This is a genomic window from Micromonospora sp. NPDC000316, from assembly GCF_042898885.1.
Classification (GTDB): domain Bacteria; phylum Actinomycetota; class Actinomycetes; order Mycobacteriales; family Micromonosporaceae; genus Micromonospora.
In genome coordinates this window covers 48523-74905 of sequence record NZ_JBIAZG010000014.1, presented here as the reverse complement: position 1 = coordinate 74905, position 26383 = coordinate 48523, and the positions used below count along the sequence as shown (strand labels likewise).

Annotated in this window: 26 protein-coding genes; 15 read left to right on the top strand and 11 right to left on the bottom strand. The window is 73.3% G+C overall.

Annotated features, from left to right (window positions below):
• Positions 1–37: 37 nt before the first annotated feature.
• On the bottom strand, positions 38–1471 hold the full coding sequence (locus tag ACFY2Q_RS23450; protein ID WP_387133580.1) for an aldehyde dehydrogenase family protein: 1434 nt from the start codon (positions 1469–1471) through the stop codon (positions 38–40).
• Positions 1472–1543: 72 nt separating this feature from the next.
• Here ACFY2Q_RS23450 and ACFY2Q_RS23445 point away from each other — a divergent pair, with 72 nt between their 5' ends.
• A complete protein-coding gene (locus ACFY2Q_RS23445) occupies positions 1544–3151 on the top strand; it encodes a phytoene desaturase family protein (protein WP_387133578.1) in 1608 nt (535 codons plus the stop codon).
• Between the two features lie 42 nt (positions 3152–3193).
• On the opposite strand, the gene ACFY2Q_RS23440 is transcribed toward ACFY2Q_RS23445, so the two are convergent.
• Together ACFY2Q_RS23440 and ACFY2Q_RS23435 are read right to left on the bottom strand one after the other, a co-directional pair.
• The gene (locus ACFY2Q_RS23440; RefSeq protein ID WP_387133577.1) at positions 3194–3961 is read right to left on the bottom strand and encodes a polyprenol monophosphomannose synthase; all 768 of its coding nucleotides are present in this window, start codon (positions 3959–3961) and stop codon (positions 3194–3196) included.
• Positions 3962–4086: 125 nt separating this feature from the next.
• Positions 4087–4536, bottom strand: a complete 450-nt coding sequence (locus ACFY2Q_RS23435) for an SRPBCC domain-containing protein (RefSeq protein WP_387133576.1) — start codon at positions 4534–4536, stop codon at positions 4087–4089.
• 156 nt (positions 4537–4692) lie between these two features.
• Here ACFY2Q_RS23435 and ACFY2Q_RS23430 point away from each other — a divergent pair, with 156 nt between their 5' ends.
• From ACFY2Q_RS23430 to ACFY2Q_RS23395, 8 genes are read left to right on the top strand one after another with little or no spacing between them, the layout of a single operon-like run.
• The gene (locus tag ACFY2Q_RS23430) at positions 4693–6360 is read left to right on the top strand and encodes an HAD-IIIA family hydrolase (RefSeq protein WP_387133574.1); all 1668 of its coding nucleotides are present in this window, start codon (positions 4693–4695) and stop codon (positions 6358–6360) included.
• A complete protein-coding gene (locus ACFY2Q_RS23425) occupies positions 6357–7331 on the top strand; it encodes a glycosyltransferase (RefSeq protein ID WP_387133572.1) in 975 nt (324 codons plus the stop codon). The genes ACFY2Q_RS23430 and ACFY2Q_RS23425 overlap by 4 nt, the downstream gene beginning before the upstream one ends.
• A complete protein-coding gene (locus ACFY2Q_RS23420; protein WP_387133570.1) occupies positions 7316–8533 on the top strand; it encodes a glycosyltransferase in 1218 nt (405 codons plus the stop codon). The genes ACFY2Q_RS23425 and ACFY2Q_RS23420 overlap by 16 nt, the downstream gene beginning before the upstream one ends.
• Positions 8530–9273 (top strand): SIS domain-containing protein, encoded by a 744-nt coding sequence (locus ACFY2Q_RS23415; RefSeq protein WP_387133568.1) that lies wholly within the window; start codon positions 8530–8532, stop codon positions 9271–9273. The genes ACFY2Q_RS23420 and ACFY2Q_RS23415 overlap by 4 nt, the downstream gene beginning before the upstream one ends.
• Before the next feature lie 16 nt (positions 9274–9289).
• Complete coding sequence (locus ACFY2Q_RS23410) at positions 9290–10801, top strand: PfkB family carbohydrate kinase (RefSeq protein ID WP_387133566.1); 1512 nt, start codon at positions 9290–9292, stop codon at positions 10799–10801.
• Positions 10798–11499: an SDR family oxidoreductase gene (locus ACFY2Q_RS23405; RefSeq protein ID WP_387133565.1), complete on the top strand. Its 702-nt coding sequence runs from the start codon at positions 10798–10800 to the stop codon at positions 11497–11499. Before ACFY2Q_RS23410 ends, ACFY2Q_RS23405 begins: the two co-directional genes overlap by 4 nt.
• Positions 11496–12449, top strand: coding sequence for a glycosyltransferase family 9 protein (locus ACFY2Q_RS23400; RefSeq protein ID WP_387133563.1), 954 nt, complete (start codon positions 11496–11498; stop codon positions 12447–12449). The genes ACFY2Q_RS23405 and ACFY2Q_RS23400 overlap by 4 nt, the downstream gene beginning before the upstream one ends.
• The gene (locus ACFY2Q_RS23395) at positions 12433–13416 is read left to right on the top strand and encodes a DNA topoisomerase IB (RefSeq protein ID WP_387133561.1); all 984 of its coding nucleotides are present in this window, start codon (positions 12433–12435) and stop codon (positions 13414–13416) included. The genes ACFY2Q_RS23400 and ACFY2Q_RS23395 overlap by 17 nt, the downstream gene beginning before the upstream one ends.
• Before the next feature lie 180 nt (positions 13417–13596).
• On the opposite strand, the gene ACFY2Q_RS23390 is transcribed toward ACFY2Q_RS23395, so the two are convergent.
• Both ACFY2Q_RS23390 and ACFY2Q_RS23385 read right to left on the bottom strand, forming a co-directional pair.
• The gene (locus tag ACFY2Q_RS23390; RefSeq protein ID WP_387133559.1) at positions 13597–14631 is read right to left on the bottom strand and encodes a helix-turn-helix domain-containing protein; all 1035 of its coding nucleotides are present in this window, start codon (positions 14629–14631) and stop codon (positions 13597–13599) included.
• Between the two features lie 10 nt (positions 14632–14641).
• Positions 14642–15403, bottom strand: a complete 762-nt coding sequence (locus ACFY2Q_RS23385) for a TetR/AcrR family transcriptional regulator (protein WP_387133557.1) — start codon at positions 15401–15403, stop codon at positions 14642–14644.
• Between the two features lie 80 nt (positions 15404–15483).
• Between ACFY2Q_RS23385 and ACFY2Q_RS23380 the strand changes: the two genes are divergently transcribed.
• On the top strand, positions 15484–16260 hold the full coding sequence (locus ACFY2Q_RS23380) for an MFS transporter (protein ID WP_387133556.1): 777 nt from the start codon (positions 15484–15486) through the stop codon (positions 16258–16260).
• A complete protein-coding gene (locus ACFY2Q_RS23375) occupies positions 16257–17078 on the top strand; it encodes an MFS transporter (RefSeq protein ID WP_387133555.1) in 822 nt (273 codons plus the stop codon). The genes ACFY2Q_RS23380 and ACFY2Q_RS23375 overlap by 4 nt, the downstream gene beginning before the upstream one ends.
• Here ACFY2Q_RS23375 and ACFY2Q_RS23370 read toward each other — a convergent pair.
• The 4 genes from ACFY2Q_RS23370 to ACFY2Q_RS23355 form a co-directional block, all read right to left on the bottom strand.
• The gene (locus ACFY2Q_RS23370; RefSeq protein WP_387133553.1) at positions 17068–17571 is read right to left on the bottom strand and encodes a hypothetical protein; all 504 of its coding nucleotides are present in this window, start codon (positions 17569–17571) and stop codon (positions 17068–17070) included. The genes ACFY2Q_RS23375 and ACFY2Q_RS23370 overlap by 11 nt on opposite strands.
• Positions 17572–17632: 61 nt before the next feature.
• Positions 17633–19264, bottom strand: coding sequence for a RecQ family ATP-dependent DNA helicase (locus ACFY2Q_RS23365; RefSeq protein ID WP_387133551.1), 1632 nt, complete (start codon positions 19262–19264; stop codon positions 17633–17635).
• A gap of 72 nt (positions 19265–19336) precedes the next feature.
• Positions 19337–20287 carry a TIGR03557 family F420-dependent LLM class oxidoreductase gene (locus ACFY2Q_RS23360; RefSeq protein ID WP_387133549.1) on the bottom strand — a complete coding sequence of 317 codons (951 nt, stop codon included), beginning with the start codon at positions 20285–20287 and terminating at the stop codon, positions 19337–19339.
• 90 nt (positions 20288–20377) lie between these two features.
• Positions 20378–20503 (bottom strand): hypothetical protein, encoded by a 126-nt coding sequence (locus tag ACFY2Q_RS23355; protein WP_357006270.1) that lies wholly within the window; start codon positions 20501–20503, stop codon positions 20378–20380.
• A gap of 215 nt (positions 20504–20718) precedes the next feature.
• Here ACFY2Q_RS23355 and ACFY2Q_RS23350 point away from each other — a divergent pair, with 215 nt between their 5' ends.
• Positions 20719–22212, top strand: a complete 1494-nt coding sequence (locus tag ACFY2Q_RS23350; RefSeq protein ID WP_387133548.1) for a glycoside hydrolase family 3 protein — start codon at positions 20719–20721, stop codon at positions 22210–22212.
• Between the two features lie 48 nt (positions 22213–22260).
• Here ACFY2Q_RS23350 and ACFY2Q_RS23345 read toward each other — a convergent pair whose 3' ends face one another.
• A complete protein-coding gene (locus ACFY2Q_RS23345; RefSeq protein ID WP_387133546.1) occupies positions 22261–22548 on the bottom strand; it encodes a GNAT family N-acetyltransferase in 288 nt (95 codons plus the stop codon).
• Entirely contained in the window at positions 22545–23774 is a 1230-nt protein-coding gene (locus ACFY2Q_RS23340) for a cysteine desulfurase-like protein (protein WP_387133545.1), read from the bottom strand. Before ACFY2Q_RS23340 ends, ACFY2Q_RS23345 begins: the two co-directional genes overlap by 4 nt.
• 82 nt (positions 23775–23856) lie before the next feature.
• On the opposite strand from ACFY2Q_RS23340, the gene ACFY2Q_RS23335 reads away from it, so the two are divergent.
• The 3 genes from ACFY2Q_RS23335 (at position 23857) to ACFY2Q_RS23325 (ending at position 26373) form a co-directional block, all read left to right on the top strand.
• A complete protein-coding gene (locus ACFY2Q_RS23335; protein WP_387133543.1) occupies positions 23857–24222 on the top strand; it encodes a hypothetical protein in 366 nt (121 codons plus the stop codon).
• Between the two features lie 58 nt (positions 24223–24280).
• Positions 24281–25102, top strand: coding sequence for a DUF1206 domain-containing protein (locus tag ACFY2Q_RS23330; RefSeq protein ID WP_387133541.1), 822 nt, complete (start codon positions 24281–24283; stop codon positions 25100–25102).
• An 83-nt stretch (positions 25103–25185) separates the two neighbouring features.
• Entirely contained in the window at positions 25186–26373 is a 1188-nt protein-coding gene (locus ACFY2Q_RS23325; RefSeq protein ID WP_387133539.1) for a mechanosensitive ion channel family protein, read from the top strand.
• The last annotated feature ends 10 nt before the right edge of the window (positions 26374–26383 follow it).

Genomic DNA, 26383 nt, shown 5'->3' with positions numbered 1-26383 from the left:
GGTACGGGCGGACGCCGCGGCGTCCGCCCGCATCCGCTCACCAGTGCCCACCGCCGGGCGCCTCGATGTGTACCGCCTTCGTGGCGGTGAACTCGTCAAGCAGCTCCGGGCCGTACCCGAAGCCCTGCCCACTGGCTCGGCGCGGATGCGCGGCACCGCCCGGTGCGCCCCCGAACACCGCGTTGACCTTGACGGTGCCCACCGGCAGCTCCCGCCACGCACGCTGTGCGTGACTCATCGACCCGGTCAACACGGTGGCGGCCAGCCCGTACGGGGAGTCCGCGGCGCACCGCAGCGCCTCGTCGAACGAGTCGACGACAACCACCGGGGCGACCGGCCCGAAGGTCTCCTCCCGCACCAGCGGCATGTCGTGCCGGCAGTCGGTGACCACTGTCGCCGGATAGAACGCGCCCGGCCCGTCCGGCACCTCGCCGCCGACAAGCACCCGTGCGCCGTCCGCCACGGCCGCCGCCACCTGACCGTGCACGTGGTCGCGGTGCCGCCGGTCGACAAGCGGCCCCAGGTCGGTGCCCGGGTCCCGGCCCGGCCCGACCCGCAGCGCCTCGGCCCGGCTCACGAGCGCCGTCACGAACTCGTCGGCCACGTCCCGGTGTACGTAGATCCGCTCCACCGCCACGCAGATCTGCCCGGCGTTGGCGAACGCACCGAGCGCCGCCTGTCCGGCCGCCCACCGCGGGTCGACGCCCGCGTCGACGATCAACGGGTCGCTGCCGCCGTTCTCCAGCAGCACCTTCGCGCCGGTGCGGGCCGCCGCGGCGGCGATCGAGCGCCCGGTGGCTGTGGAGCCGACGTGCGCGACCACGTCCACGTCCTGGGCGGCAAGTGCCGCGCCGACCTCCGGGCCGCCGGTGAGCAGCGACAGCACACCCGCCGGCAGCGCCTCGTCCAGGGCGCGGGCCAGCAGCCAACCGGTCGCGGGCGTCCGCTCACTGGGTTTGTAGAGCACCACGTTGCCGGTGACCACTGCCGCGCCGAGCAGCCCGCAGGACACCGCCACCGGGTCGTTCCAGGGAGTCATCGCGGCCACCACACCCCGCGGCTGCGGGGTCATGAAGTCCACCGCGTCCCCCGCGCCGTTGAGGGTTCGCCCGCCGCGCAGCGGGGCCAGCTCCGCGTACTGTCGCAAGGTGGCGATGCCCGCCTCGACCCCGCCCCGGGCGTCCGCGAGGGGTTTGCCCATCTCCGCGGTCACCGCCGCCGCCAGCTCGTCGATGGCCGCCGCCACCGCGTCCGCCGCCCGGTGCAGGGCCGCCGCCCGCGCGGCCGGAGCGGTCGCCGCCCACTCGGCGGCCGTCTCCCGCGCCGCCTGCGCCGCCTTACCCACCTCGTCGGCAGTGGCCACCGGCACCGAGCTGACCGGCGAGCCGTCCGCCGGATCGTGGACGACGAACTCGCCGCCCGCACCGCCCGCGCCCCACACCCCGCCCACCAACTGCGCAACCGTGTACATGCGGCGCTGCATGCCCCGGCCCCGGCCCGGCAAACGCGTTTCGCCCGGTTGCGCGCCGGGTAGGCGGATCCGATGACAACCACCGGCGCGCAGCACGCGGACGCCGTCGTCGTCGGAGCCGGGCACAACGGCCTCGTCGCGGCAAACCTGCTCGCCGACGCCGGCTGGGACGTGGTGGTGCTGGAGGCGACAGCGGTCCCCGGCGGCGCGGTCCAGTCCGCCGAGGTGACCGCGCCCGGCTACCTCAGCGACCTCTACAGCTCGTTCTACCCCCTCGGGTATGCCTCGCCCGTTCTGCGTGGGCTCGACCTGGACCGGCACGGGCTGCGCTGGCGGCACGCCCCGGACGTGCTGGCGCACCTGCTGCCCGACGGCCGGGCCGCCGTGATCAACCGTGATCCGGACGTCACAGCCGCCTCGCTGGAGCAGTTCGCCCCCGGCGACGGTAAGCGCTGGCTCACCGCGTACACCGACTGGCTCGACGTGGCCGAGCCGATGCTGACCGCCATCACCACGCCGTTCCCGCCCGTGCGAGGCGGGCTCGGCCTGCTGCGCCAACTGCGGATCGCGGGCGCCCTGCGGCTGGCCCGGCGCCTGGTGGTGCCGGTCCGCAAGCTCGGCGACGAACTCTTCGACGGCCCCGGCGGGCCGGCGCTGCTCGCCGGCTGCGCCCTGCACACCGACCTGTCCCCCGAGGAGGCCGGTTCCGGCGTGTACGGCTGGCTGCTGGCCATGCTCGGCCAGCAGGTCGGCTGGCCGGTGCCCGACGGCGGCGCGCGGCAGATCACCAATGCGCTTGTGGCCCGGCTACAGCAGCGCGGCGGCCGCATCCTCTACGGCGCCCGCGTCGACCGGGTGCTCACCGCCCGAGGCCGGGCCATGGGCGTACGCACCGACGGCGGCACGCTGTGGCGGGCCCGTCGGGCCGTCCTCGCCGACGTGCCGGCACCGGCGCTCTACCTCGACCTCGTCGGGGCGGCCGTGCTGCCGTCGCGGCTTGTGGAGGACCTGGCGCACTTCCGGTGGGACGGGTCGACGCTGAAGGTGGACTGGGCGCTCTCCGCCCCGGTGCCCTGGACCAACCGGCAGATTGCCGGCGCGGGCACCGTGCACCTCGGCGCGGACCTCGACGGGTTGACCTCCTACGCCGGGGAGCTGGCCCGTGGCGAACTGCCCCGGGACCCGTTCCTGCTGGTCGGGCAGATGTCCGTGGCCGACCCCAGCCACTCCCCGCCGGGCACCGAGTCGCTCTGGGCGTACACCCACCTGCCGTTCCGCAGGGACTGGCGGGCCGAGGACATCGCCGGGCACGTGCAGCGGATGGAGGACGTCCTGGAGGCGGCGGCCCCGGGCTTCCGGAAGCTCGTCGTCGGCCGGCACGTGGCCGGCCCCGCCGACCTGGAGAAGGGCAACCCGAGCCTTGTCGGCGGCGCGCTCGGCGGCGGCACCGCCGCCGCGTACCAGCAGCTGTTCCTGCGCCCGATCCCCGGCCTGGGCCGCGCGGACACCCCGGTGGACAGGCTCTTCCTGGCCAGCGCGTCGGCGCACCCCGGCGGCGGTGTGCACGGCGCGCCGGGCGCCAACGCCGCCTGCGCGGCTCTGGCGCGCGACCGTGCCCTTACCGGGCGGGCGTACGCCGCCGCCATCGCCACTGCCCACCGCGCCGTCTACCCCGACTGACCCGACCGGCCCGCCTTGCGGGACGGGCCGAACGGGCGTCGGTCAGCCGGTGATGTTGCGGTGCTTGCTGCGCAGCTTGAACGGCATCAGCGCGCTCTCGACCTTGGTGGCGGTGGTCATCTTCGAGACGCCGTCGCGCCGCTCCTCGAAGCGGATCGGCACCTCCAGGATGGTGTGCCCGAGCTTGGTGGCCAGGTAGTGCATCTCCACCTGGAAGCTGTAGCCGTTGGACTGCACCCGGTGCAGGCCGATGTCCTTCAACGCGTCGGCACGCCAGATCTTGAAGCCGGCGGTCAGGTCCCGGATCCGCACACGCAGCAGCGTGTGCACGTAGAGGTTGGCCCAACCGCTGAGCGCCCGGCGGTACAGCGGCCAGTTCTCATCCAGCTCGCCACCGGGCACGTACCGGGAGCCGATCACCACGCCCGACTGGGTGGACAGCAGCGCGCCGAGCATTCCCGGCAGCGCCTCCGGCGGGTGCGACAGGTCCGCGTCCATCTGCGCCACGTACTCGGCGCCGCTCTCCAGTGCCCGGGTCATCCCGTCCACGTACGCCCGGCCCAGGCCCTCCTTGCCGGCCCGGTGCATCACCTCGATCCGCTCCGGGTGCTCGATGGCCAGCTTGTCGGCCACGTCGCCGGTGCCGTCGGGGGAGTTGTCGTCGGCGACGAGGATGCGCAGGCCCGGCAGCGGCAGTGCGAGCAGCCGCTCGACCAGCGCCGGGAGGTTGCCCGCCTCGTTGTAGGTGGGCACCACGACGGTCAGGTGTGCGTCTCGCCACGGCGACGGCAGCTGGACGGGCTCGATCATGTCGGACATCCTCGGTTTGCGGACACGGCTACCTCAGAGGGTAGCCAGTTGCCCGACCGGGATTGAAAAGGCTCCCCGTCCGGAGGTCGCAGGGCTGGCCGCGGGGCCTGCTACCACGGTCCGCGTCACCGCTGCCCCTTCTGCCGGGTGGCGATGTCGGAGAGCCGGTTGAGCGTCTCCCGGTTGCGCAGGTGCAGCACCAGGTCGTTGACCTTGGTGCGGATCCAGCGCAGCGGGCCGGCGGCGAAATCCTCCCCGATGCGAACGCGGGTGGCGGCGCCACCGTCGACCGGTTCCAGGGTGAACGCCACGATCGCCTCGCCGGCTGGCCAGAGCCCGGCCCGCAGGACGAGGCGGTGCGGTGGCTCGCAGGCCAGCACCGTCGAGGCGTCCTGCAGCGAGAACGGCCATGGCCCGGCCCGGTGGTGCAGTTGACTGCCCACCCGTGGCCAGGCGTCGTCCACGTCGCGGACGTGCGCCGTCCCGACCACCCAGTCGCTGTACGTCCACCCGTCGGCCAGCACGTCGAACACCTGCTGCGGGGAGGCCGCGATCACTTTCTCCACTATCGCCACTGGGCTCCCATACCCGCGCCGTGGCGAGGGCTAACAGGGCGTCGGGTTAGCTTCTCAACGGCTGCGGGTAAGGCCGACGCGGGGCACCGCCGACGGCGTTGGCCCACCGCGCCGACGACGACGTTTACTCCTCGGGGCGCAGGGAACCCGCCGGCTGTGCGACAGGACCAGGAGGATCCGTATCAGCGCAGGTCAGCCCGGGTTTATGCCGGTGCTGACCGGGCCGTTTCCGGGTCTGTCGGGTCTTTCCGAGGTGTCCTGTACGACGCGGTGCTGCTGGACCGCGACGGCACGCTGATCGAGGACGTGCCGTACAACGGCGACCCGGAGAAGGTGCGGCCGGTCGAGGGAGCGCGTGCGGCGCTTGACGAGTTGCGGGCCGCCGGGCTGCGACTGGCCGTGGTGACCAACCAGTCGGGCCTGGCAAGGGGCTTCTTCGACGAGGACCAGATGCGGGCCGTGCACGCCCGCGTCGAGGAGCTGCTGGGCCGCTTCGACGCGTGGTTGGTCTGCCCGCACGACGACGCCGACGGGTGCGACTGCCGCAAACCGGCGCCCGGGCTCGTGTACGCCGCCGCCCGGGAGTTGGGCACGAGCGCGGCGCGGTGCGTGGTGGTGGGCGACATCGGCCGCGACGTGGCCGCAGCGCTGGCGGCCGGCGCCGCCGGTGTGCTGGTGCCCACGCCGGTGACCCGACCGGAGGAGGTCGCCGCCGCCGGCTGGGTGGCAAGCGACCTGCCCTCGGCGGTACGGGAGATCCTGCGCCGCCAGGAGGCGGCGCGCCCCGCGCAGGTAAGTGAGCCGGTGGGGACTGCTCTTGTGGTGCGCTCGGACTCGGCCGGGGACGTGCTGGTCACCGGGCCGGCGATCCGCGCCGTCGCGGCCGGCGCCCTGCGGGTGGTGCTGCTGTGCGGGCCACGCGGGCGGGCCGCGGCCGACCTGCTGCCGGGCGTCGACGAGATCATCGAGCATCCGTTGCCGTGGATCGACCCCGCGCCGGGGCCTGTCGACCCGGAGGCCATGCGGACCCTTACCGCCCGCCTCGCCGCCGTCGGCGCGGACGAGGCGGTCGTGTTCACGTCGTTCCACCAGTCCGCCCTGCCGCTGGCGCTGCTGCTGCGGATGGCCGGGATCTCCCGGATCGCCGCGATAAGCGACGACTACCCCGGATCCCTGGTGGACATCCGGCACCGGGTGCCGGTCGGCGTACCCGAACCCGAACGGGCGCTCTCCCTCGCCGCCGCCGCCGGACACCTGTTGCCCGCCGGCGACGAACCAGTGCTCCGGCTGCGCTCCGACACCGTGCCACCCCGCCCGGTCGACGTCGGCGAGCCCGGCTACGTGGTGCTGCATCCCGGGTCCGCCGCGTCGAGCCGGGCCTGCCCGACCGAGCTGGCGGCGCGGATCGCCGGAGCGCTCACCGCCGCCGGGCACCGGGTGCTCGTCACCGGAGGACCCGACGAGCGCGCGGTCACCGCGACCGTGGCGGCGGCAGGCGGCACCGACCTGGGCGGCCGAACCGACCTCGCCGGACTGGCCGCGATAGTGGTCGACGCCGCTGCGGTGGTGGTCGGCAACACCGGCCCCGCGCACCTGGCGGCGGCGGCCGGAGTGCCCGTCGTGAGCCTCTTCGCGCCGACAGTCCCCTTCGGGCAGTGGGGGCCCTACCGGGTGCCCACCGTCCGGCTCGGCGACGCCGGTGCGCCGTGCCGCGACACCCGGGCGGCCACCTGCCCGGTCCCGGGGCATCCGTGCCTCAGCGGCGTCGACCCGGCCGAGGTCGTCGACGCGGTGCGCATGCTCAGCGGTGGTGGCGACCGATGAACATCCTGCTCTGGCACGTGCACGGCTCCTGGACCACGTCGTTCGTGCACGGCAAACACCGCTACCTGATCCCCACCACACCCGACCGTGGCCCGTACGGGCTCGGCCGGGCACGCACCTATCCCTGGCCGGACAGCGCCGTCGAGGTGGCCCCCGACGACCTGCCGGGCAGCGACGTCGACCTGGTCATCCTGCAACGCCCCGAAGAGGTCGACCTGGCCGAACAGTGGCTCGGCCGCCGGCCCGGCCGCGACATCCCCGCCATCTACGTGGAGCACAACACCCCCAAGGGCGACGTGCCCAACACCCGCCACCCGATGGCCGACCGGAGCGACCTGCTCGTCGCCCACGTCACCGGGTTCAACCAGATCTTCTGGGACACGGGCGGCGCCCGCACCACAGTCGTCGACCACGGCATCGTCGCACCCGCCGTGTCGTACACCGGGGAGCTGGACCGGCTCGCCGTGGTGATCAACGAGCCGGTACGACGGGGACGGGTCACCGGCACCGACCTGCTTCCCCGCTTCGCCGAGATCGCGCCCCTGGACGTGTACGGCATGGGCGTCGCCGGCCTCGCCGACCACCTCGGGCTGCCCGCCGACCGGCTCACCAGCCACGATGACGTACCCCAGGACCGGATGCACGCCGAGCTGGCCCGGCGGCGCGCGTACCTGCACCTGTGCCGCTGGACCTCGCTCGGGCTCAGCCTTATCGAGGCGATGGCGATCGGCATGCCCGTCGTCGCGCTCGCCACCACCGAGGCGGTGACCGCGGTGCCCCCCGAGGCGGGGGCCCTCGCCACCCGGATGGACACCCTGCTCGACGCCGCCAGCCGGTTCATCGCCGAACCGGCCGCCGCACGTCAGGCCGGCGCGGCGGCGCGGACCGCCGCGCGCGACAGGTACGGCCTCGACCGTTTCCTCGCTGACTGGGACCGGCTGCTGGAGGAGGAAGTATGCGGATCGCGATGATCTCGGAGCACGCCAGCCCGCTCGCCATCCTCGGAGGCGAGGACGCCGGCGGCCAGAACACCCACGTCGCGGAACTGTCCGCCGCGCTCGTCGCCGCCGGGCACGACGTGCGGGTCTACACCCGCCGGGACGCCCCCGACCTGCCGGTGACGGTGCGCACCCCCGACGGGTACCACGTGGTGCACGTGCCGGCCGGCCCGGCCGAGCCGGTCGCCAAGGACGCGCTGCTGCCGCACATGCGGGAGTTCAGCAGGTGGCTGGTCGAGCGCTGGCGGGGTGGGGACTGGGTGCCCGAGGTGATCCACGCGCACTTCTGGATGAGCGGCCTGGCAGCGCTGACGGCCGGCCGGCAGACCGGGGTGCCGGTCGTGCAGACGTACCACGCGCTGGGCACCGTCAAGCGCCGCTACCAGGGCGTACAGGACACCAGCCCGGCCCGGCGCATCTCCTACGAGCGGGAGTTGGGCCGATCGGTGGACCGGGTCGTCGCGCAGTGCCGCGACGAGGTAGGGGAGTTGGTGCGGATGGGGGTGCCCCGATCGCGGATGACAGTCGTCCCCTCCGGGGTCAACCTCGCCTCCTTCACCCCGCTCGGGCCTGTCGCCGACCGCGAGCCCGGTCGGGCCCGGATCCTGACCGTGGGCCGGCTCGTCGAACGCAAGGGCTTCCAGACCGTGGTACGCGCCATGGCGCTTGTCCCCGACGCCGAGTGCGTGGTGGTCGGCGGGCCGCCCGAGGGGCTGTTGGAGACCGACCCGTACGCCCGGCGGCTGCGGGCGCTCGCCGAGTCGTGCGGGGTCGCCGACCGGGTGCACCTGGTCGGCGCGGTGCCCCGGGAGGAGATGGGCCGCTGGTACCGCTCGGCGGACCTGCTTGTCGCCGCACCCTGGTACGAGCCGTTCGGGTTGACCCCGCTGGAGGCGATGGCCTGCGGCGTGCCTGTCGTCGGCACCGCGGTGGGCGGCATCCGCGACACGGTGGTCGACGGGACGACTGGTGACCTCGTGCCGGCGCGCGACCCGCACGCCCTGGCCACCGCGATCCAGCGTCTGCTCGACGATCGGATCCGGCGCTTCCGGTACGCCACGGCGGCGGGCGAGCGGGCCCGGTCGCGGTATTCGTGGGCGGCCACCGCCGAGCGCCTGGCCGAGATCTACGGCGAGGTCGCCACTGTGCGCCGGCCGACGCGGGTGGTGGCTTGATGCCGGCGGGCAGCCTGCTCGACACCCACCTGAACAACCTCGTGGCGGCGCTGCCGCACTACCGGCGGTGTGAGCCGCAGCTGGCGCGCTGGGGCGCGGATCTGGCGTACCGGCTGGTCGGCGGCGCCCGGCTGCTTGTCGGCGGCAACGGTGGCAGCGCGGCCGAGGCCCAGCACCTCACCGCCGAGCTTGTCGGCAGGCTGCACGACGACCGTCAGCCGTTGTCGGCCATCGCCCTGCACGCCGAGACCAGCGCGCTGACCGCCATCGCCAACGACTACGGCTACGACGAGGCCTATGCGCGCCAGGTGCGCGCCCACGGCCGCCCCGGCGATGTCCTGCTGCTGCTCAGCACGAGCGGCGCCAGCCCCAACCTGCTCACCGCCGCGCACGCCGCCCGCGAGGCCGGCCTCACCACCTGGGCGCTCACCGGGCCCGCCCCCAACCCGCTCGCCGACGCCTGCGACGAGGTGCTCGCCGTGTCGTCGGTCGACACCCAGGTCGTGCAGGAGCTGCACCTCGTCACCAGCCACCTGCTGTGCGAGTACCTCGAACGGGAACTGCCCGCCGCGCTGGCCGCGTCCGCCGCCGCCCGGCCGGTGTCGGTCGAGCCCGCCGGGCCGGTGCCTACCGTGCCCGCCGAGCCCGCGCCGGCCGGTCGGCTTCCGTCCGGTAGGCCGGTGCGCACCGGGGTCGAGGTGGTGCTCGACGGCGGTGCGGAGCAGCAGGTCGACGCGTGAGGATGAGGAGGAAAGCGTGAGGGGACCCGTGGTGGTGGTCGGGGACACCCTGCTCGACCGGGACGTGGAGGGGGTGGTCAACCGCCTCTGCCCGGACTCCCCGGTGCCGGTGCTCGACGAGACCTCGGCTGTCGACAGGCCCGGCGGCGCCGGCCTGGCCGCGGTGTTCGCCGCGGCGCAGGGCGCCGACGTGGTGCTGGTTACCGCGCTCGCGGACGACGCCGGCGGCGCGCGGCTCAGCGCGCTGCTCGCCGCCGCCGGGGTGCGGGTGTATCCGCTGGCATTGCGGGGCGCGACCCCGGAGAAGATCCGGCTGCGGGCTCGGGGTCGGGTGCTGCTGCGCCACGACCGGGGCGGTGCGTCCGGTGAGCCGGGCGAGCCCTCCGACGAGGTGCTGCGGGTGATCGGTGCGGCATCGGCGGTGCTGGTCAGCGATTACGGCCGGGGGGTGGCCCGCCAGCCTGCGTTGCGCGCCGCGCTGGCCGCCACCCGCGCGCCTGTGGTGTGGGATCCGCATCCGCGCGGTCCGGCCGCCGTGCCCGGCGTCCACCTGGCCACCCCAAACGAGTCGGAGGTACGCGAGCTGGTGCCCGCGTTGCCCGGGGCGTCCCGCCTGGCCACCGCCTCGCGGGGCGCGCAGGGGCTGCGGCGGCGGTGGCGGGCAGGCGCGGTGGCGGTGACCCTGGGCGGGGACGGCGCGTTGCTCTGTCACGCCGGGTCGACACCGCTCGTGGTGCCGACCCCGGGCAACGCCGAGGGGGACACCTGCGGGGCCGGCGACCGGTTCGCCGCCGCCGCCAGCCTCGCCCTGGCCGAGGGCGCGCTGGTCTCCGAGGCGGTGCAGGCGGCGGTCGCCGAGGCGTCCGCGTACGTGGCAGGTGGGGGAGTGGCCGCGGCCCTGCCGCCGCCGGTGCGACCGGCCGGCGAGCCGGCCTCGCGGGCACCCCGGTCGGGAACGAGCCTGTCCGGGTTCGCCGGGGACCGCGTGGGCGTCGCGGCGGTCGCGGGGCTGCTCGCCGGGGTACGGGCCGCCGGCGGCACGGTGGTGGCGACCGGAGGCTGCTTCGACCTGCTGCACGCCGGGCATGTGGCCACGCTGCAGGCCGCTCGGCAGTTGGGTGACTGCCTGATCGTGTGCGTGAACTCCGATGCCAGTGTCGCCGGGCTCAAGGGTCCGGACCGGCCGGTGATGGCCGAGGGTGACCGTGCCCGGTTGCTGGCCGCGCTTGGTTGCGTGGACGCGGTGATGATCTTCGACGAGCCGACGCCGGACGCGGTGCTGTCGTGGCTGCGACCTGACATCTGGGTCAAGGGTGGGGACTACGCGACAGGCGGCGGGGACGCCATCACGCTTCCCGAGGCGGAGGTCCTGCGCCGCTGGGGCGGGAACACAGTTGTGGTGCCCTACCTGGACGGTCGGTCCACCACCGACATGATCGCCCGCTCCGGCGGGCAGGGCTCCGGAGTCGCCGCCGCCTTCGGCGCACCAGAGCAGCAGGTGTCGATGACGCGGGAGGGGACCCGATGACCGCCATGAGCCCTGGTGCCGGGCCCACCGTACTTGTCACCGGCGGCTCCAGCGGGCTCGGTGCGGCGGTGGTCGCCGCGGTGGCCGCGTCGGGTGGCCGCCCGCTGGTGCTGGACCGGCAGCCGCCTGTCGACGGGGTGTCCTGGACGGAGTGCGACCTGGCCGACACGCGGGCCGCCGAGGTGGCCACCCAGCACCTCGCCGAGCAGGCCGGTGGTCTGGACGCCGTGGTCACCGCCGCCGGCATGGACGTGCCGGGCCGTCTCGCCGACGTGCCGGGCGAGACCTGGGACCGGATCGTCGCCGTCGACCTGCTGGCCACCGCCGCGGTGATCCGGGCCGCCCTGCCGTTCCTCCAGACCTCGCGGGGGCGCATCGTCACTGTCGCGTCCACCCTTGGCGTCAAGGCGGTGAGCGACGCCACGGCGTACTGCGCGGCGAAGTTCGGCGTGGTCGGCTTCACTCGGGCCCTCGCCGCCGAACTGGCCGGCCAGGTCGGGGTCACCCTGCTCATTCCCGGTGGGATGCGGACCGCGTTCTTCGACGAGCGCGACCCGCAGTACAAGCCGGGACCGGACGCCAACCTCAACGATCCCGTGGACACGGCGGCGGCGGTCATGTTCGCGCTCAACCAGCCGCCCGGCTGCGCGGTCCGCGAGCTTGTGGTCTGCGCCGAGCAGGAGACGTCGTACCCGTGATCCTCGTGCTGCGCGCCCTCGGCGTCGGCGACCTGGTCACCGCGGCGCCCGCGCTGCGGGCGCTGCGGGCCGCGTACCCCGGTCGGGAGGTGGCGCTCGCCGCGCCCGCCGCGCTGGCGCCGCTTGTCCGCCTGGTGGGCGGCGTCGACCGGCTGGTGGACACCGCCGGGCTGGACGGGCCGGTATGGCCGGGGCCGGCCCCGCTTGTCGCGGTCAACCTGCACGGTCGCGGCCCACAGTCACACCGGCTGCTGGCCGCCGCCGGTCCCGCGCGGCTGCTGGCCTTCGCCAACGCCGACGCCGGGTTCGCCGACGGCCCGCGCTGGGTCGACGACGAGCACGAGGTGGACCGGTGGTGCCGGCTGCTGTCCTGGTACGGGATCCCGGCCGACCGCACCGACCTCGCGCTGCGCCGACCCGCGCCGACCGGACTGCCCGCCGGGGCCACAGTGCTGCATCCCGGCAGCAAGATCCCCGCCAAGCGCTGGCCCGCCGAGCGGTTCGCCGCGCTGGCGCGGGCGCTCACCGACCGGGGGCACCGGGTGCTGCTCACCGGCTCGGCCGACGAGTGGCCGCTTACCGCCCGGGTGGCCGACGAGGCAGGCCTGCCACCCGACTCGGTGTTGGCCGGCCGCACCGACCTCGGCGCGCTCGCCGCGCTCGTCGCCGACGCCCGGCTGGTGGTCAGCGGGGACACCGGCGTGGCGCACCTGGCCACCGGCTACGACACGCCGTCGGTGGTGCTCTTCGGGCCGGTGCCGCCGGCGCGGTGGGGTCCGCCTCCGGACCGGCCCCGACACCGCGTGCTCTGGGCCGGCGACGAGGATAAGACCAGGTGGGACGGGGTAGGAAGCCATCCGACGTTGGCGGCCGTGCACCTCGACCAGGTGTTGGCCGCCGTGGACGAGGTGGAACGGGTGGTGCGGGTCTCCGGTGCGGTTGCGGCGTAGCGATCCGGGTCGGCCGGGGTACGGCCGTCGCCGGCGGGGCAAGGGTTGGCTCTTCGTCGATCCGGCGGGTGCTCCGGTCAAGGACCCCGACGTCCTGGCCCGGCTGCGTGAGCTGGTCATCCCGCCGGCCTGGCAGGACGTCTGGATCTCGCCGTACCCGAACGGGCACATCCAGGCGACTGGCGTCGACGCCGCCGGCCGCAAGCAGTACGTGTACCACCCGCAGTGGCGGGAGAAGCAGGACGAGGCGAAGTTCGACCACATGCTGGAGGTGGCCCGCCGGCTGCCGGTGCTGCGCGAGCGGGTGGGGCGCGACCTGGACGGTCGAGGGCTGGGCCGGGACCGGGTGCTGGCCACTGTGGCCCGGCTGCTGGACATGGGGATGTTCCGGGTCGGCAGCGACCAGTACGCGGCCGGCGACGAGCCGACCTTCGGCGTGTCCACCCTGCGGCCCGAGCACGCCCGTTCCCGCAAGGGCTGTGTGGTCTTCGAGTTCCCCGCGAAGGGCGGCATCGAGCAGGTGCGCCGGATCGAGGATCCGGAGCTGTGCCGGGTGCTCACCAATCTGCGCCGTCGGCGGCGCAAGGCCGACCGGCTGTTCGGCTACTGGGACGGCCGGGCGTGGCGTGACGTGCGCAGCGACGAGGTCAACGGCTACCTGCGCGACGCCAGCGGCGGGGAGATGACGGCCAAGGACTTCCGCACCTGGCACGCCACAGTGCTGGCCGCCACCGAGTTGGCCACGGTCGGCCCGGCGCGTTCGATGACCGCCCGGCGAAAGGCCGTCGTGGCGGTGATGCGCGAGGTGGCCGAACTGTTGGGCAACACCCCGACTGTGGCGCGCACCTCCTACGTGGACCCCCGCGTGGTCGACCTCTACCACGACGGGGTGGTGGCGTCGCTGGATCCGCAGGCGCCGCGCGAGGAGGCCGAACGCGTCGTGTTGGAGTTGCTGGAGAAGGCCTGACCGGCCCCGCCGAGGATCCGGGGGGAGAACGCGACGGGGCCGGCGTTTCGGCTTGTGCCGCCTGGGGTGACACCGGGCGGCCGCCCGCCGCCGACTGGCGGCGGGCGCCTCGCCACGGCCCCCCCCGTTAGCGGGGGCCGCGAGCCCGTTGGGGTGGGCGGCGGTCGCCCGCTGTGGTCGTCAGTCTGCCAGCGGCAGGTTGTCCGTGGATGCCGGGCGATTGACGATCCGCGCCGGATCGGAGTTGCCCTCCCGGTACGCCTGCGGGCTCATCCCTTGGGCGGCCCGGAACGCCCGGCTGAAGTGGGCCTTGTCGGGGAACCCCCAACGGGCGCCGATGGTCTGCACGGGCTGGGTGCGCAGCGCCGGGTCGGTGAGGTCGCGCCGGCACCGCTCCAGCCGCAGGTCCCGGATGTACGACGCCACGGTGGACTCCTCAGCCTCGAACAGCCGGTGCAGTGAGCGCAGCGAGATGTGGTGCGCGTCCGCCACGGCCTGTGGGGTGAGCGCCGGGTCGCCGAGGTGGCGGTGGACGTACGCCTGCACCTGGGTGACCAGCGCGCGTCGGCGTACTTCGGTGGGTATTTCGTCCTCGGCGACCAGGTGCCGCCCGAGCATTGTGGTGGCCAGGTCCAGCCCCACCGCGCCGAGCCGGTTGGCGTCGGCGGCGTGGTACTGCTCGGGATGCCCGCTGATCTGGTGCAGGAACTGTGCCAGCAGTGCCCCGATCCCTTCGGTGCCGGACATCCAGCCGCCGTACAGCGCGGCCATCCGCTGTGGCGGCAGCGGCAGTACGGAGTGCGGAATCCGCATGATGACCGAGGTGGCCTGCGCCCGGTCCTGATCGGACGCGTGGTGGTAGACGTCGTGCGGGCGGGAGGCGTCGTAGAAGGTGAACTCGCCGGGCCGGGTCTCGCTGTGGCGACCGTCCTGGCTGGAGGTGCCGACGCCGCCGGTGGTGAGGGCGAGGATGTGAAAATCCGGGTCGGAGCGCCGGATCAGCTTGCGGGTGCGGGTGGCGGCCAGTGACGGGTACTCGAACCCGATCAGTTGGATCGGACCGAGGTCGATGAAATCGGCGCGGGCGGCGAAGTCGGCACTGTGCGCGGACCGGATTCGCAGTGGCACCGCCGTGCGCGCGACCAGGTCGAGCCACATCCCGAACCGCTCGCTCGGCGGCAGCACGGTGGTGTCGACGGTGTCCCGGTGCAGCATCTGGCTCCCCTCATGCCGCCCGCCGGCGGATCAGAGCCTCGATGCCGTCGAGGATCCGGTCCAGGCCGAAGGCGAACTCGTCCTCCGGATCGTCGGACTGGCCGAGAGCGCCGCTGCGCAGCACCCGGTGCAGCGCGGGGAAGCGGGCCGGGTCGATGAGGCGGCCCACCATCTGGCCGTACGCCGGCATCATCTCGTCCGGCTCGACACCGGCCGCCCGGCTGCCCTCGGCGATCTGGTTGGTGAGGGTGGCCTCGTTGCGGACGTACCCGGTGATCAGCAGGAGCACCGACATCTTCTCGCCCTCGGGCAGCGGGGTGTCGTCGAGGCAGCGCAACCCGGCCTCCAGCCAGCCGAGTTGTCGCGGCGTGATCGGTGGGCCGGTGATCGGCACGTGCAGCAGCCAGGGACGCCGTCGCAGGACGGCGTGTTCGGCCCAGGCCCAGCGGGTCAGGCCGGCGCGCCAGTCGTGCTCGGGCGCGGCCGGCTCGGGTGACGGGCCGTACCCGAGGTCGACCATGAGCAGGAGCAGATCGTCCTTCGAGGCGATGTGCCGGTAGAGGGCCATGGTGGCGGCGCCGAGTTCCTTGGCCACCCGGCTCATCGAGACGGCCGCCAATCCGTCGGCGTCGGCCACCCGCACGGCGGCCTCCACGATGGCGGGGGCGTTCAGCCCCGGCCGGGGGCCTCTGGGTGGCCGCTCGCGCAGCCCCCAGGCGCTCTCGACGGCCGGCGGAATCGCCGGGCCGCTGTCAACGTCCTTCGCCGTCACATGTCCTCCTTGCCCCGCCATCCTAGTTCTGCGTATGGTCTACGCATAACAGCGTACGGCATACGCAGAAAGGTTCTCTCATGACGACGACCACCCCGGCACCCCGCGCCGGACAAAGGGAATGGATCGGGTTCACGGTGCTGATGCTGCCGTTGCTCCTGGTCTCGATGGACGTGTCGGTGCTCTACTTCGCCGTCCCGTTCATCAGCGAGGAACTGCGCCCCACCGCCACCCAGCAGCTCTGGATCTTCGATATCTACGGCTTCGTGCTGGCCGGGCTGCTGATCACCATGGGCGCCCTCGGCGACCGGATCGGCCGGCGCCGACTGCTGCTGATCGGCGCCACCGCGTTTGGCGCCGCGTCCCTGCTGGCCGCGTACGCCGACAGCGCCACCACCCTGATCGCCGCCCGTGCCGTGCTCGGCGTGGGCGGGGCCACCCTGATGCCGTCCACGCTCGCCCTGGTGCGCAACATGTTCCACGACGCACGCCAGCGCGGCACCGCGATCGGCATCTGGACCGCCACGCTCACCGGCGGCATCGCCGTCGGCCCGGTGCTCAGCGGCGTCCTGCTGGAGCACTTCTGGTGGGGCTCCGTATTCCTGATCAACATTCCGGCGATGCTCCTGCTGCTGGCGTTCGCCCCGGCCCTGGTGCCCGAGTCCCGAAACCCGGGCGCCGGGCGGTTCGACCTGGTCAGCGCGTTGCTGTCGCTCGCCGCGCTGCTGCCGGTGGTCTACGGCATCAAGGAGATGGCCCGCGACGGTGTCACAGCGGCAAGGGCACTGTCCATCGTCGCCGGGCTGCTCGTCGGGGCGCTCTTCGTGCACCGCCAGCGCACCGCGCGTACCCGATGATCGATCTGGCCCTGTTCCGCCGGCCCGGCTTCGCCGGGTCGCTCGCGGTCAACCTGCTGGCGATGTTCGCCATCGTGGGCTTCGCCATCTTCACCACCCAGCACCTGCAACTGGTGCTCGGCCTCAGCCCGCTGCGGGCGGCGCTGTGGAGCCTCGTGCCGTCGCTCGCCGTGGGCGGAATCGCCCCGGCCGCCGCCGTGCTCGCCCGGCGCGTCGAGCGGGCGCACCTGATCGGGGCCGGTTTCGGCATCGCGATGCTCGGCTTCGTGGTGCTGACCCAGGTCACCCCGGAGACACCGCTGTGGCTGCTGCTGCTCGGCGCCAGCGTCTACGCCGGCGGCCTGGTGATGGTGATGTCACTGGTCACCGAGCTGGTTCTGGGCGCGGCGCCGCCCGAGCAGGCCGGCATCGCCTCCGCGCTGACCGAGTCCAGCAGCGAGCTGGGCGGCGCGCTGGGAATGGCGGTCCTGGGCAGCGCGGGCGCGGCGATCTACCGCCGGGAGGTCCTCGACGACCTGCCGGCCGGGCTGCCGGCGGACGCCCGGGACACGGCCGGGGAGACGTTGGCCGGTGCGCTGGCGGTGGCCCGAGGGCTGCCGGCGGAGCTGGGCGAGGCGGTGCGGCACGCGGCCCGGTTCGCGTTCACCGACGGCCTGCATCTCGCCGCGGTCGTCGCCCTGGCGGCGATGCTGCTGGGCGCCGTGACCGCCCTGGTGGCGTTGCGGGGCATCCGACCGGCGGAGCCCGCAACGATGCCCGACGACGTACCGGCCGTGCCGGCCGGCACGTCGTCGCCGGACGCGTCGGTCAGTCGTTGAGCACCTGCGCGAGCCGGTCGCGGAAGCGCCGCTCCGAGTCGCTTACCGCCTCGCCGCCGAGGCCGAGCAGCCCGCCGCTGGACGCCGCGCCCACCACCTGCTCGGCGATCTGCACCAGCCAGTGCTTGTACGCCCCGGCCTCACCCTCGTCGACCCGGGCGGCCAGCAGCACGGACGCCTCACCGGCGCGCACCAGGACGTCGTCGATCATCGCGCGCGGGTCGGCGGGCGCGATGACCGGCAGCTCCTCGCCGCTCTCCGGGTCGCCGACACGGGTCACGATCTCGCCGGCCACGGCGGCGACAAGCGGGCTGGCCGACTCCCGGCCGGCGGCGATCGTCTCCAGCCCGGCCGCGTTCTCCGCCATGGTCCGGCGGGTGCCGTCGGACTCGGCGGCGCTGGCCGCGGTCAGCACCGACTGCGGCAGGCCGACAAGCAGCCCCCACTCCTCGTCGGAGAAACCGAAACCGGTGTACGCCGGTTGCTCGATCACGGCAACGCCCCTTCCACACTGCTCTGCTCTGGTCAATCGGTTGGCCCGGTGCCCGGTCAGGCTAGTCCAGCGTCAGCAGGCCCTGCTCGGACACCACGCGCACCGACAGCGTCTTGTACCCGACCTCGTCGAAGAGAACCGTCATCTTGTCGTCCTCGTAGGAGAGCACCATGCCGGGTCCCCATTCGGGGTGGCGCACCTGGCTGTGCACCGCGAACGGCCCGACAGCGCCCTGGTCGGCAGCGCTTGTGCCGTTGTGGCAGTTGTCGCAGTGCGCACAGACCTTCGTCATCTGCTCGCCGAAGTAGGCAAGCAGGGTCTGCCCTCGGCAGGCGGTGGTCTCGGCGAAGGCGCGCATCATGTCGGTACGGGAACGGGTGACGGTCTGCTGCCGCTCCGCCTCGGCAAGCGCCGCCGCGGCGGCGTCGGTCGGGGTGGGGGCGTAGCGGGGTACGCCGATGCGCTGGCGTGCGCGTGGCTCGGCCGCGCCGACCTGCTCCAGCAGCGAAATGTACTGGCCCAGCTTGCGCGGCCCGAGGCCGGAGGTCTCACGCAGCTCGGTCTTGGTGGCCGGCTCGCGGCGCAGCAGCGCGGCCAGGTCCCGCAGCTCGGTCTCGTCTGGCAGGCCGCCGCTGAAGAACCGTTGCAGACCCACGTCCTCGGCCTGCCAGAGCAGCAGCACCCGGGCCGGCTGCCCGTCGCGCCCGGCGCGGCCGATCTCCTGGAAGTAGCTGTCCGGCGAGTCGGGCAGCGCCATGTGCACCACCCAGGCGATGTTCGGCTTGTCGATGCCCATGCCGAACGCCGAGGTCGCGACCATGATCGGCACCTGGTCGGCGAGGAACGCCTCGTGCAGCTCGTTACGCGCGCCGGCCGCCATTCCACCGTGGTAGAACTGCGCCGGGAAACCCGCGTCGGTCAACCGGGAGGCCAGATCCTCGGCCGAGCGCCGTGTCGGCACGTAAATGATGCCCGGCCGCTCGTCGTCTTGGAGCAGCGCGATCAGCCGCCGCCACCGGTAGTCCTCGGTGGGGCAGTGCGCCACCTCCAGGAACAGGTTCGTCCGGTCCAACCCGGACACCACGACCTCCGGCTCGCGCAGCCGTAGTCGGGCGATGATGTCGTCGCGTACCGGCGGGGAGGCCGTGGCTGTCAACGCGACGACAGGCGGCCGGCCGATGCCCTCGATGAGGTGCCCGAGCGCCAGGTAGTCGGGGCGGAAGTCGTGCCCCCACGCCGAGATGCAGTGCGCCTCGTCGATCGCCACCAGCGCGGGCTTGAGCGACTTCACCTCGGCCATCCGGTCCGGGTTGCTCAGCTGCTCCGGGGTGATGAACAGGAACTCCGCCCGGCCCGACCGGATCTCCTCGATCGCCTCGGCCTGCTGGCTTGGCGATTCGTTCGAGCTGATCCGTACCGCCCGCAGCTCGGGGCGCTGGCGTTCGTTGAGGGCCGCGATCTGATCCTGTTGCAGGGCCAGCAGCGGGGAGATCACGACTGTCGGCCCGGGGATCAGGCTGGCCGGGATCTGGTAGATCGCCGACTTGCCGGCGCCGGTGGGCAACACCACCAGGGCGTCGCGTCGCTTCATGACCGCGCGCATGGCGGCCAGTTGGTTGGGCCGCAGCGCCTTCCAGCCGAAGAGGCTCCGGGCCGCGCGGCGCAACGTCATCGAGTGCGTGGACAGTTTCATCGAGGGCCGGAGGTACCCGAGCCCATGACCGCCGAAACCCGTTCGACGATCATGGGCTCGCTGGTGCGGGACTCAGCGCAGGCGGGGCAGGACCTCGCGCTGGTACAGGTCGAACAGGCCCTGGTAGTGCGGGCCGGTGTTGGCGACGTACACCTCGTCGAAGCCGGCCTTGGCGTACTTGTCGATCATCTCCAGGTGCGCCTCGGCCTTGTTGCCGCAGACGAACGCGTCCTTGACCATCTCCGGCGTGACAAGCTCCGAGGCCTGCTCGAAGTGGCGTGGTGAGGGCAGCACCTGGGACAGCTCACCGGGGACCCCAGCGTTGGGCCACCGCTCGTACGCGATCCGCTGGCCCTCCTCCTCGCTGGCCGCGTACGCCGCCTTGAACCCGCCCTGGCACGGCTTGTCGCCGCCGCCGTTCTCGCGGAAGCGTCGGACCATGTCGCCGTCGGGCATGGTGCTCACGTAGCCGTCGCCGATGCGGGCGGCCAGGTCGATGGCCTTCGGGCCGAACCCGGAGACGTAGATCGGCGGGGGAGTGTCGGGCAGCGTGTAGATGCGGGCGTGCTCGACTGTGTAGTGCGTGCCGCGGTGGTTGACGAAGCCGCCCTCCCACAGCTTGCGCAGCACCTCGACGGACTCCTCCAACATCTCCAGCCGGACGTCGGCCTGCGGCCAGGCGTCGCCGAAGATGTGCTCATTGAGCGCCTCGCCGGTGCCGACGCCGAGCACGAACCGCCCGCCGTGCAGCACCGCGCTCGTCGCCGCCGCCTGGGCGATCACGGCCGGGTGGATCCGCACGGTCGGGCACGTCACCGCCGTGGTGACCGGCAGCGAACAGACCTGGCTGAGCGCGCCGATCATCGACCAGACGAACGGGCTCTGGCCCTGGGCGTCCACCCACGGGTGGTAGTGGTCGGAGATCCACAGCGCCTCGAAGCCGGCCCGTTCGGCGCCGCGTGCCTGCTCCACCAGCTCGGCTGGCGTGTACTCCTCACTGGACAAAAAGTAACCGATCTTCATGGCTTTCCCTCCGGCACGCGGATCTGCTGATGGGGAGAGCCGTACCCCGGTCGCCGTCGGCCACACCCGCCTCCGGTCGGCGGCCCGAGTTCAGCGCCTGCCGAACATCGCCCGGATCGCGGCGAGCAGCAGCAGGGCGCCGACGACCAGGCCGAGCAGGCGTACGCCGGGGATGTCGGCAGGGCTCGTCGCGTCGGCGAGCAGGGCGGGTTCCATTCCCGCACTCTCCCGGGGACCGCGCCGCGAGGCAACTGTAAGGTTTATTGACTATTTCATCGCTCGGTGTGACCATGGCAGCACCGCCTGCCGGGGCGGTGCGCCGAGGGCGCGCGAGAGATGGGGTACGGGAGCCGCATGAGCGAGCGCAACCAGCGGGCCGACGCAACCGCGCCGGCACCGGCGACCGACGCGAAGCGCCAGGAGGTCGCGGCGTGACCGCGCCGACCGGGCACCTTCCGGAGCTGGCCGCCGCCGTCCTGCAACCCGGCTTCGTCGGCACGACCCCGCCACCGTGGGTGTGCCGCTGGCTCGGCGAAGGGCTCGGCGCGGTGGTGCTCTTCGCCCGCAACGTCGTCGACCCCGCTCAGGTGGCGGCGCTGACCGCGACGCTGCGCGCCGAGCGGCCGGACGTCATCGTGGCGATCGACGAGGAGGCCGGCGACGTCACACGGATCGAGTCGGTCCACGGCAGCTCCCGGCCGGGCAACTTCGCCCTCGGGGCGGTCGACGACCCGACGCTGACCGAGGCTGTCGCGCGGGACCTCGGCGTCGAGCTGGCCGAGGCGGGGGTCACCCTCAACTACGCCCCGGACGCCGACGTCAACTCCAACCCGGAGAACCCGGTGATCGGCGTCCGCTCGTTCGGTGCCGACCCGGCGCTTGTCGCGCGGCACACCGTCGCCTGGGTCCGCGGCCTCCAGGCCGGTGGCGTGGCCGCCTGCGCCAAGCACTTCCCCGGGCACGGCGACACCCGCGTCGACTCGCACCACGACCTGCCCCGGATCATCGCCGACCGGGACAGGCTGGACGCCTGCGAGCTGGCCCCGTTCCGCGCCGCCGTGGCCGCCGGGGTGCAGGCGGTGATGACCGGCCACCTGCTGGTGCCCGCCCTCGACCCGCACCTGCCGGCCACCCTGAGCCAGCGCATCCTGGGCGGGCTGCTCCGCGACGAGATGGGCTTCTCCGGCGTGGTGGTGACCGACGCGGTGGAGATGCGTGCCGTCGCCGACCGGTACGGCTTCGCCGGCGCGGCGGTTCGCGCGCTCGCCGCCGGCGCCGACGCGATATGCATCGGCGGCGAACGGGCCGACGAGCAGTCCGCCCGCGAGCTGCGCGACGCCATCGTCGCCGCTGTCGTCTCCGGCGAACTGCCCGAGGAGCGCCTCGCCGAAGCCGCCAAGCGGGTCGGGCAACTCGCGGCCTGGACCGTCGCCGCACGCGGCTCTCGCGCCGGCACCCCGCACGGCGGCTCCGACGTCGGGCTGGTCGCCGCCCGCCGAGCCGTACGCGTCACCACAACCCCGGGCGGCCGGGCCACGCTGCCGCTGACCCACTCGGCGTACGTGGTCGAGTTCGAGCCGCCGCGCAACATCGCCATCGGTGCGGAGACGCCCTGGGGCATCGGCGCGCCGCTCGGCGGGCTGCTGCCCGGCACGACGACGGTCCGCTACGCCGAGCCCGACGTGCCGGCGGATCCGGGTGCCGCGGCCGGCGACCGCCCGCTTGTGCTCGTGGTCCGCGACCTGCACCGGCACCACTGGATGCGCGCTGCCGTGCAACGAGCGCTTGCCGCCCGACCGGACGCGATAGTGGTCGAGCTTGGCGTGCCCGAGCTGGTCACCGGAGCGGTGCACCTGGCCACCCACAGCGGGACGCGGGCCAGCGGACAGGCCGCCGCCGAGGTGCTGACCGGCCGCGCCCGCTGACCCGCTCGGCTCCGGGCCGGTCAGCCCTCACGGCCGGTCAGTCGCGCGTCACAGTTGCTCGGCGACCAGATCCGCGTACTCGGGATGCTTGTCGATGAACGCGGCCACGAACGGGCACTGCGGCACGACCCGGCCGCCACGGGCGCGGACCTGGTCCAGGGTGCCCTGGATCAGCGCGGCGCCGACGCCCTTGCCCTGGAAGCTCCGGTCCACCTCGGTGTGCGTGAAGACCAGCACCTCCCCGCGGGGCACGTACGCGGTGAAACCGGCCAGCGCGTCGTCGACAAGGATCTCGAAGCGGTTCTTGGCGGGGTTGTCCTCGACGAGGGTGCTCACCTGGCCATTCTCTCCCCGCGGTCGGCCACCGCGTCCAGTTCGGCGAGCAACCGGTCCACCTCGTCCGCGGTGTTGTAGTGGTAGATGCTGGCCCGCACCGCGCCACCGCTGTCGCGCAGCCCCATCGTCTGGAAGTACTCGTAGGCGTAGTAGTCGCCGGACGAGAGGCAGAACCCGGCGGCGCCCAGCGCCTCCTGGGTGGCCTGCGGCGACATCCCGGTGACCCGGAAGGAGACCGTCGGGCAGCGCCGGGCCGGTGAGCCGTAGACGGTGATCGCCTGCCGCTCGGCGAGCCCGGCCAGCAGCCGGTCCAGCAGCGCCGTCTCGTGCGCCTGCGCGGCGGCCAGCCCGGCCCGCAGCCGCGCCCGCCGGTCCCCGACCGCATCCGGGTCCAGCCCGGCCAGGTGGTCCACCGCGGCGGTCACGCCGGCCAGCAGCGGGAAGCTCGGGGTGCCGTACTCGAAGCGGTCCGGTGCCGCGTCGGATGACGGGATCAGCTTCGCCGGACGCAGCGCCGCCCACCGTGCCGGGTCGGCCGCCACCATCGCCGCCAGGTGCGGGCCGGACCACTTGTACGCGCTCGTGACAAGCACGTCGGCGCCGAGCGACGCCAGGTCGGTCGGCTCGTGCGGCACCGAGTGCACGCCGTCGACGTAGACAAGCGCACCGACCGCGTGCGCCGTCTTGGCGATCGCCGGCACGTCCGGCACGGTGCCGATGGCGTTGCTGCCGGCGGTCACCGCCACCAGCCGGGTCCGCTCGCTGACCAGGTCGGCGTACTGCCCAGCGGGCAACTCGCCGCTGTGCCTGTCGAACTCGGCCCAGCGCACAGTCGCGCCGGCCGCCTCGGCGGCCTGCACCCACGGGCGCACGTTCGAGTCGTGGTCGAGCCGGGAGACCACCACCTCGTCGCCGGGGCGCCAGCTCGCCCCGAGCGTGCGGGCCAGGGTGTACGTCAACGCCGTCGCGCTCGGGCCGAGCACCACACCGGCCGGGTCCGCCCCGAGCAGGTCGGCCACCGCCGAGCGGGCGGCGGCCACCATCTCCAGGGAGCGGCGGCCGGGTACGAATGCGGCGCTACGGTTGCCGACCGCCGCGCGCATGGCGTCGGTGACCGCGTCGATCACACCGGCCGCGGTCTGGGTGCCGCCGGCACCGTCGAAGTGGACGAAGCCCTCGGTCAGGGCGGGGTAGGCGGCCCGGGTGCGGGCGATGTCGAACGGCATGTCCCGGACCCTAGCCGGTGCCCTCGTGCCGAGGTGATCGGCGTTGGGCGAAGGGTCGCCTACGTCTCGTACTCTTGGCGAGGTGACAAACCGACCCGCCACCATCTCGCTGCCCCCCGTCCGCCGCGCCGCCGGTCTGTTCGCCGGTCTGGCGCTCGGCCTCGCCGTGCTCGCCGGCTGCAGTTCCCAGGGCGCCTCCACCGACTGCGGGCTGGACGCGTGCACTGTCACCTTTGAGCGAGGGGTCGACGCGCGCACCACGATCCTGGGCGTCGAGGCCAAACTGGTCGGCGCGGAGGGGGATCAGGTGACAGTCGAAGTCGCCGGCGAGCAGCTCACCCTCACCACCGGCCAGCAGGCCACCGAGGCCGGGGGTTTCGCAGTCACCCTCGACAGCGTCACCGACCAGCAGGTCAAGATCCGCGTTTCGCGCAACCCGGGCAGCTGACCGGGCGGGCGGCGGTGGCCGACGTTTGAGGATCTCCGGAACCGGAGATTGTGGCGCCATGTCACTTACTCGTAACGCCGAAGCCACCGCCTCCCGCACGGCGGACAGCAGGTGGCTGGAACTTCTCGCCCGGGCCGGTTTCATCGGCTACGGCATCGTGCACCTGCTCTTCGCCTGGCTGGCGCTGCAGATCGCGTTCGGCTTGCCCTCCGAGGACGGCGACCAGTCCGGTGCGCTGCGCACGCTCTCCCAGCAGCCGCTTGGCAAGTTCCTGGTCATCGCCGTCGCGGTCGGGCTGCTCGCGATGGCGATCTGGCAGGCACTGGAGGCCGCGGTCGGGCACACCGCCGAGCGGGGCAAGGAACGGATCATGGAGCGGGTCGCCTCGGCCGGCCGGACCATCGTCTACCTCTACTTCGCCTGGACCGCTTTCAAGGTCTTCTCCGACGCCGACTCGAACAGCGCCGACAAGCAGGAGGCGCTCACCGGCCAGCTGATGACCTCCACCGGTGGCCGCTGGCTTGTCGGCCTGGCCGGGCTGGGGCTCGCCGCGCTCGGTGTCGGCCTCGTGATCTACGGCGCCCTCAAGAAGTTCGAGAAGCGCCTGAAGACCGGCGAGATGAGCCCGAAGACCCGCCAGTTGGCCCGTCGCCTCGGCATGGCCGGCTACGTCGCCAAGGGCGTCGCGTTCGGGATCTCCGGTCTGCTGATCATCGTGGCAGCGGTCAAATACGACCCGGAGAAGGCCCGCGGTCTGGACGCCGCGCTGCACACGCTGCGCGAGCAGTCCTACGGCACGCTCCTGCTGACCCTTGTCGCACTCGGCATCGCCGCGTTCGGCTTCTTCTGCTTCCTCCAGGCCCGGTACCGCAAGGTCTGAGCTGGTCGATCTCAAGGACGTCGGGCACTATTGGGCTTTTGCCCAAAGTGCCCGACGCCTTGTCGAAGGGAAGCACCGAAGTCGTGCAGAGCTATGTCGCAACGGCCGTCGCCGCGCTCGCCGCGGCGGCGGTCGCCCTCTTTCTGGCCGTGGTCACCCACCGGCTCATCCGTCAGTTCGGCCGCCGGTCGCTGCTGCTGAGCGAGCTGACCGACCACGCGCACCGCCCGTTCCAGGTCGCGGCGACGGTCTTCGCGGTCCAGCTCGGCGTTCGATACAGCACCGGGTACGCGGTCGGCACCCCCTGGCGCAAGATCCTGCTGCACCTGCTGGTGCTGTGCGTGATCGCCAGCGTGGCCTGGCTTGTGGCGTCGCTGCTTGTGGTCGTGGAGGACACCGCGCTGGCCCGGTTCCGGGTCGACGTGCCGGACAACCGGCACGCCCGACGGGTGCGTACCCAGGTGGTGATGCTGCGGCGGCTGACCATCGCGGTGATCGTCATCCTGACCGTCGGCGTCATGCTGATGACCTTCCCCAGCGTGCGCGGCATCGGCGCCGGTGTGCTGACCTCCGCCGGTGTGGTCGGTGTGGTCGCCGCACTGGCCGCCCAGAGCCTTCTCGGCAACGTCTTCGCCGGGCTGCAACTCGCCTTCAGCGATGCGGTGCGCCTCGACGACGTGGTGGTCGTGGAGGGGGAGTGGGGTCGGATCGAGGAACTGACCCTCAGCTACGTGGTGGTCCAGATCTGGGACGACCGGCGGTTGATCCTGCCCACCTCCTACTTCACCAGCAAGCCCTTCCAGAACTGGACCCGGACCGAGGCGGCGGTGCTCGGTACCGCCGAGCTCGACGTCGACTGGGCGGTGCCCGTGCAGGTCATGCGGGAGGAGTTGCGCCGCATGGTCGAGGGCACCGAGCTGTGGGACGGTCGGGTCTGCGTCCTGCAGGTCACCGACGCCACCGGCGGGATGGTGAAACTGCGGGCGTTGGTGAGCGCCGCCGACGCGGGCAGCCTGTGGGACCTGCGCTGCCTGGTCCGCGAGCACCTGGTGGCCTGGATCCGCGACAACCGACCCACCGCGATGCCCCGGATGCGCACCGAACTGGGCGACGCCAACAGCGACCTGCCCTGGCAGTGGGTGCAGCCGCGCCGCCCGGCCCGCCGTGCCACCGACACCGAGGCGCCCGACGACGCGCGCGTCTTCGGCGGCAGCGACGACGGCGACGCCCGCAGCGAAGCCTTCGTAGGCCCAGAAGAAACCCGACTCTAAGCCCCGTCCC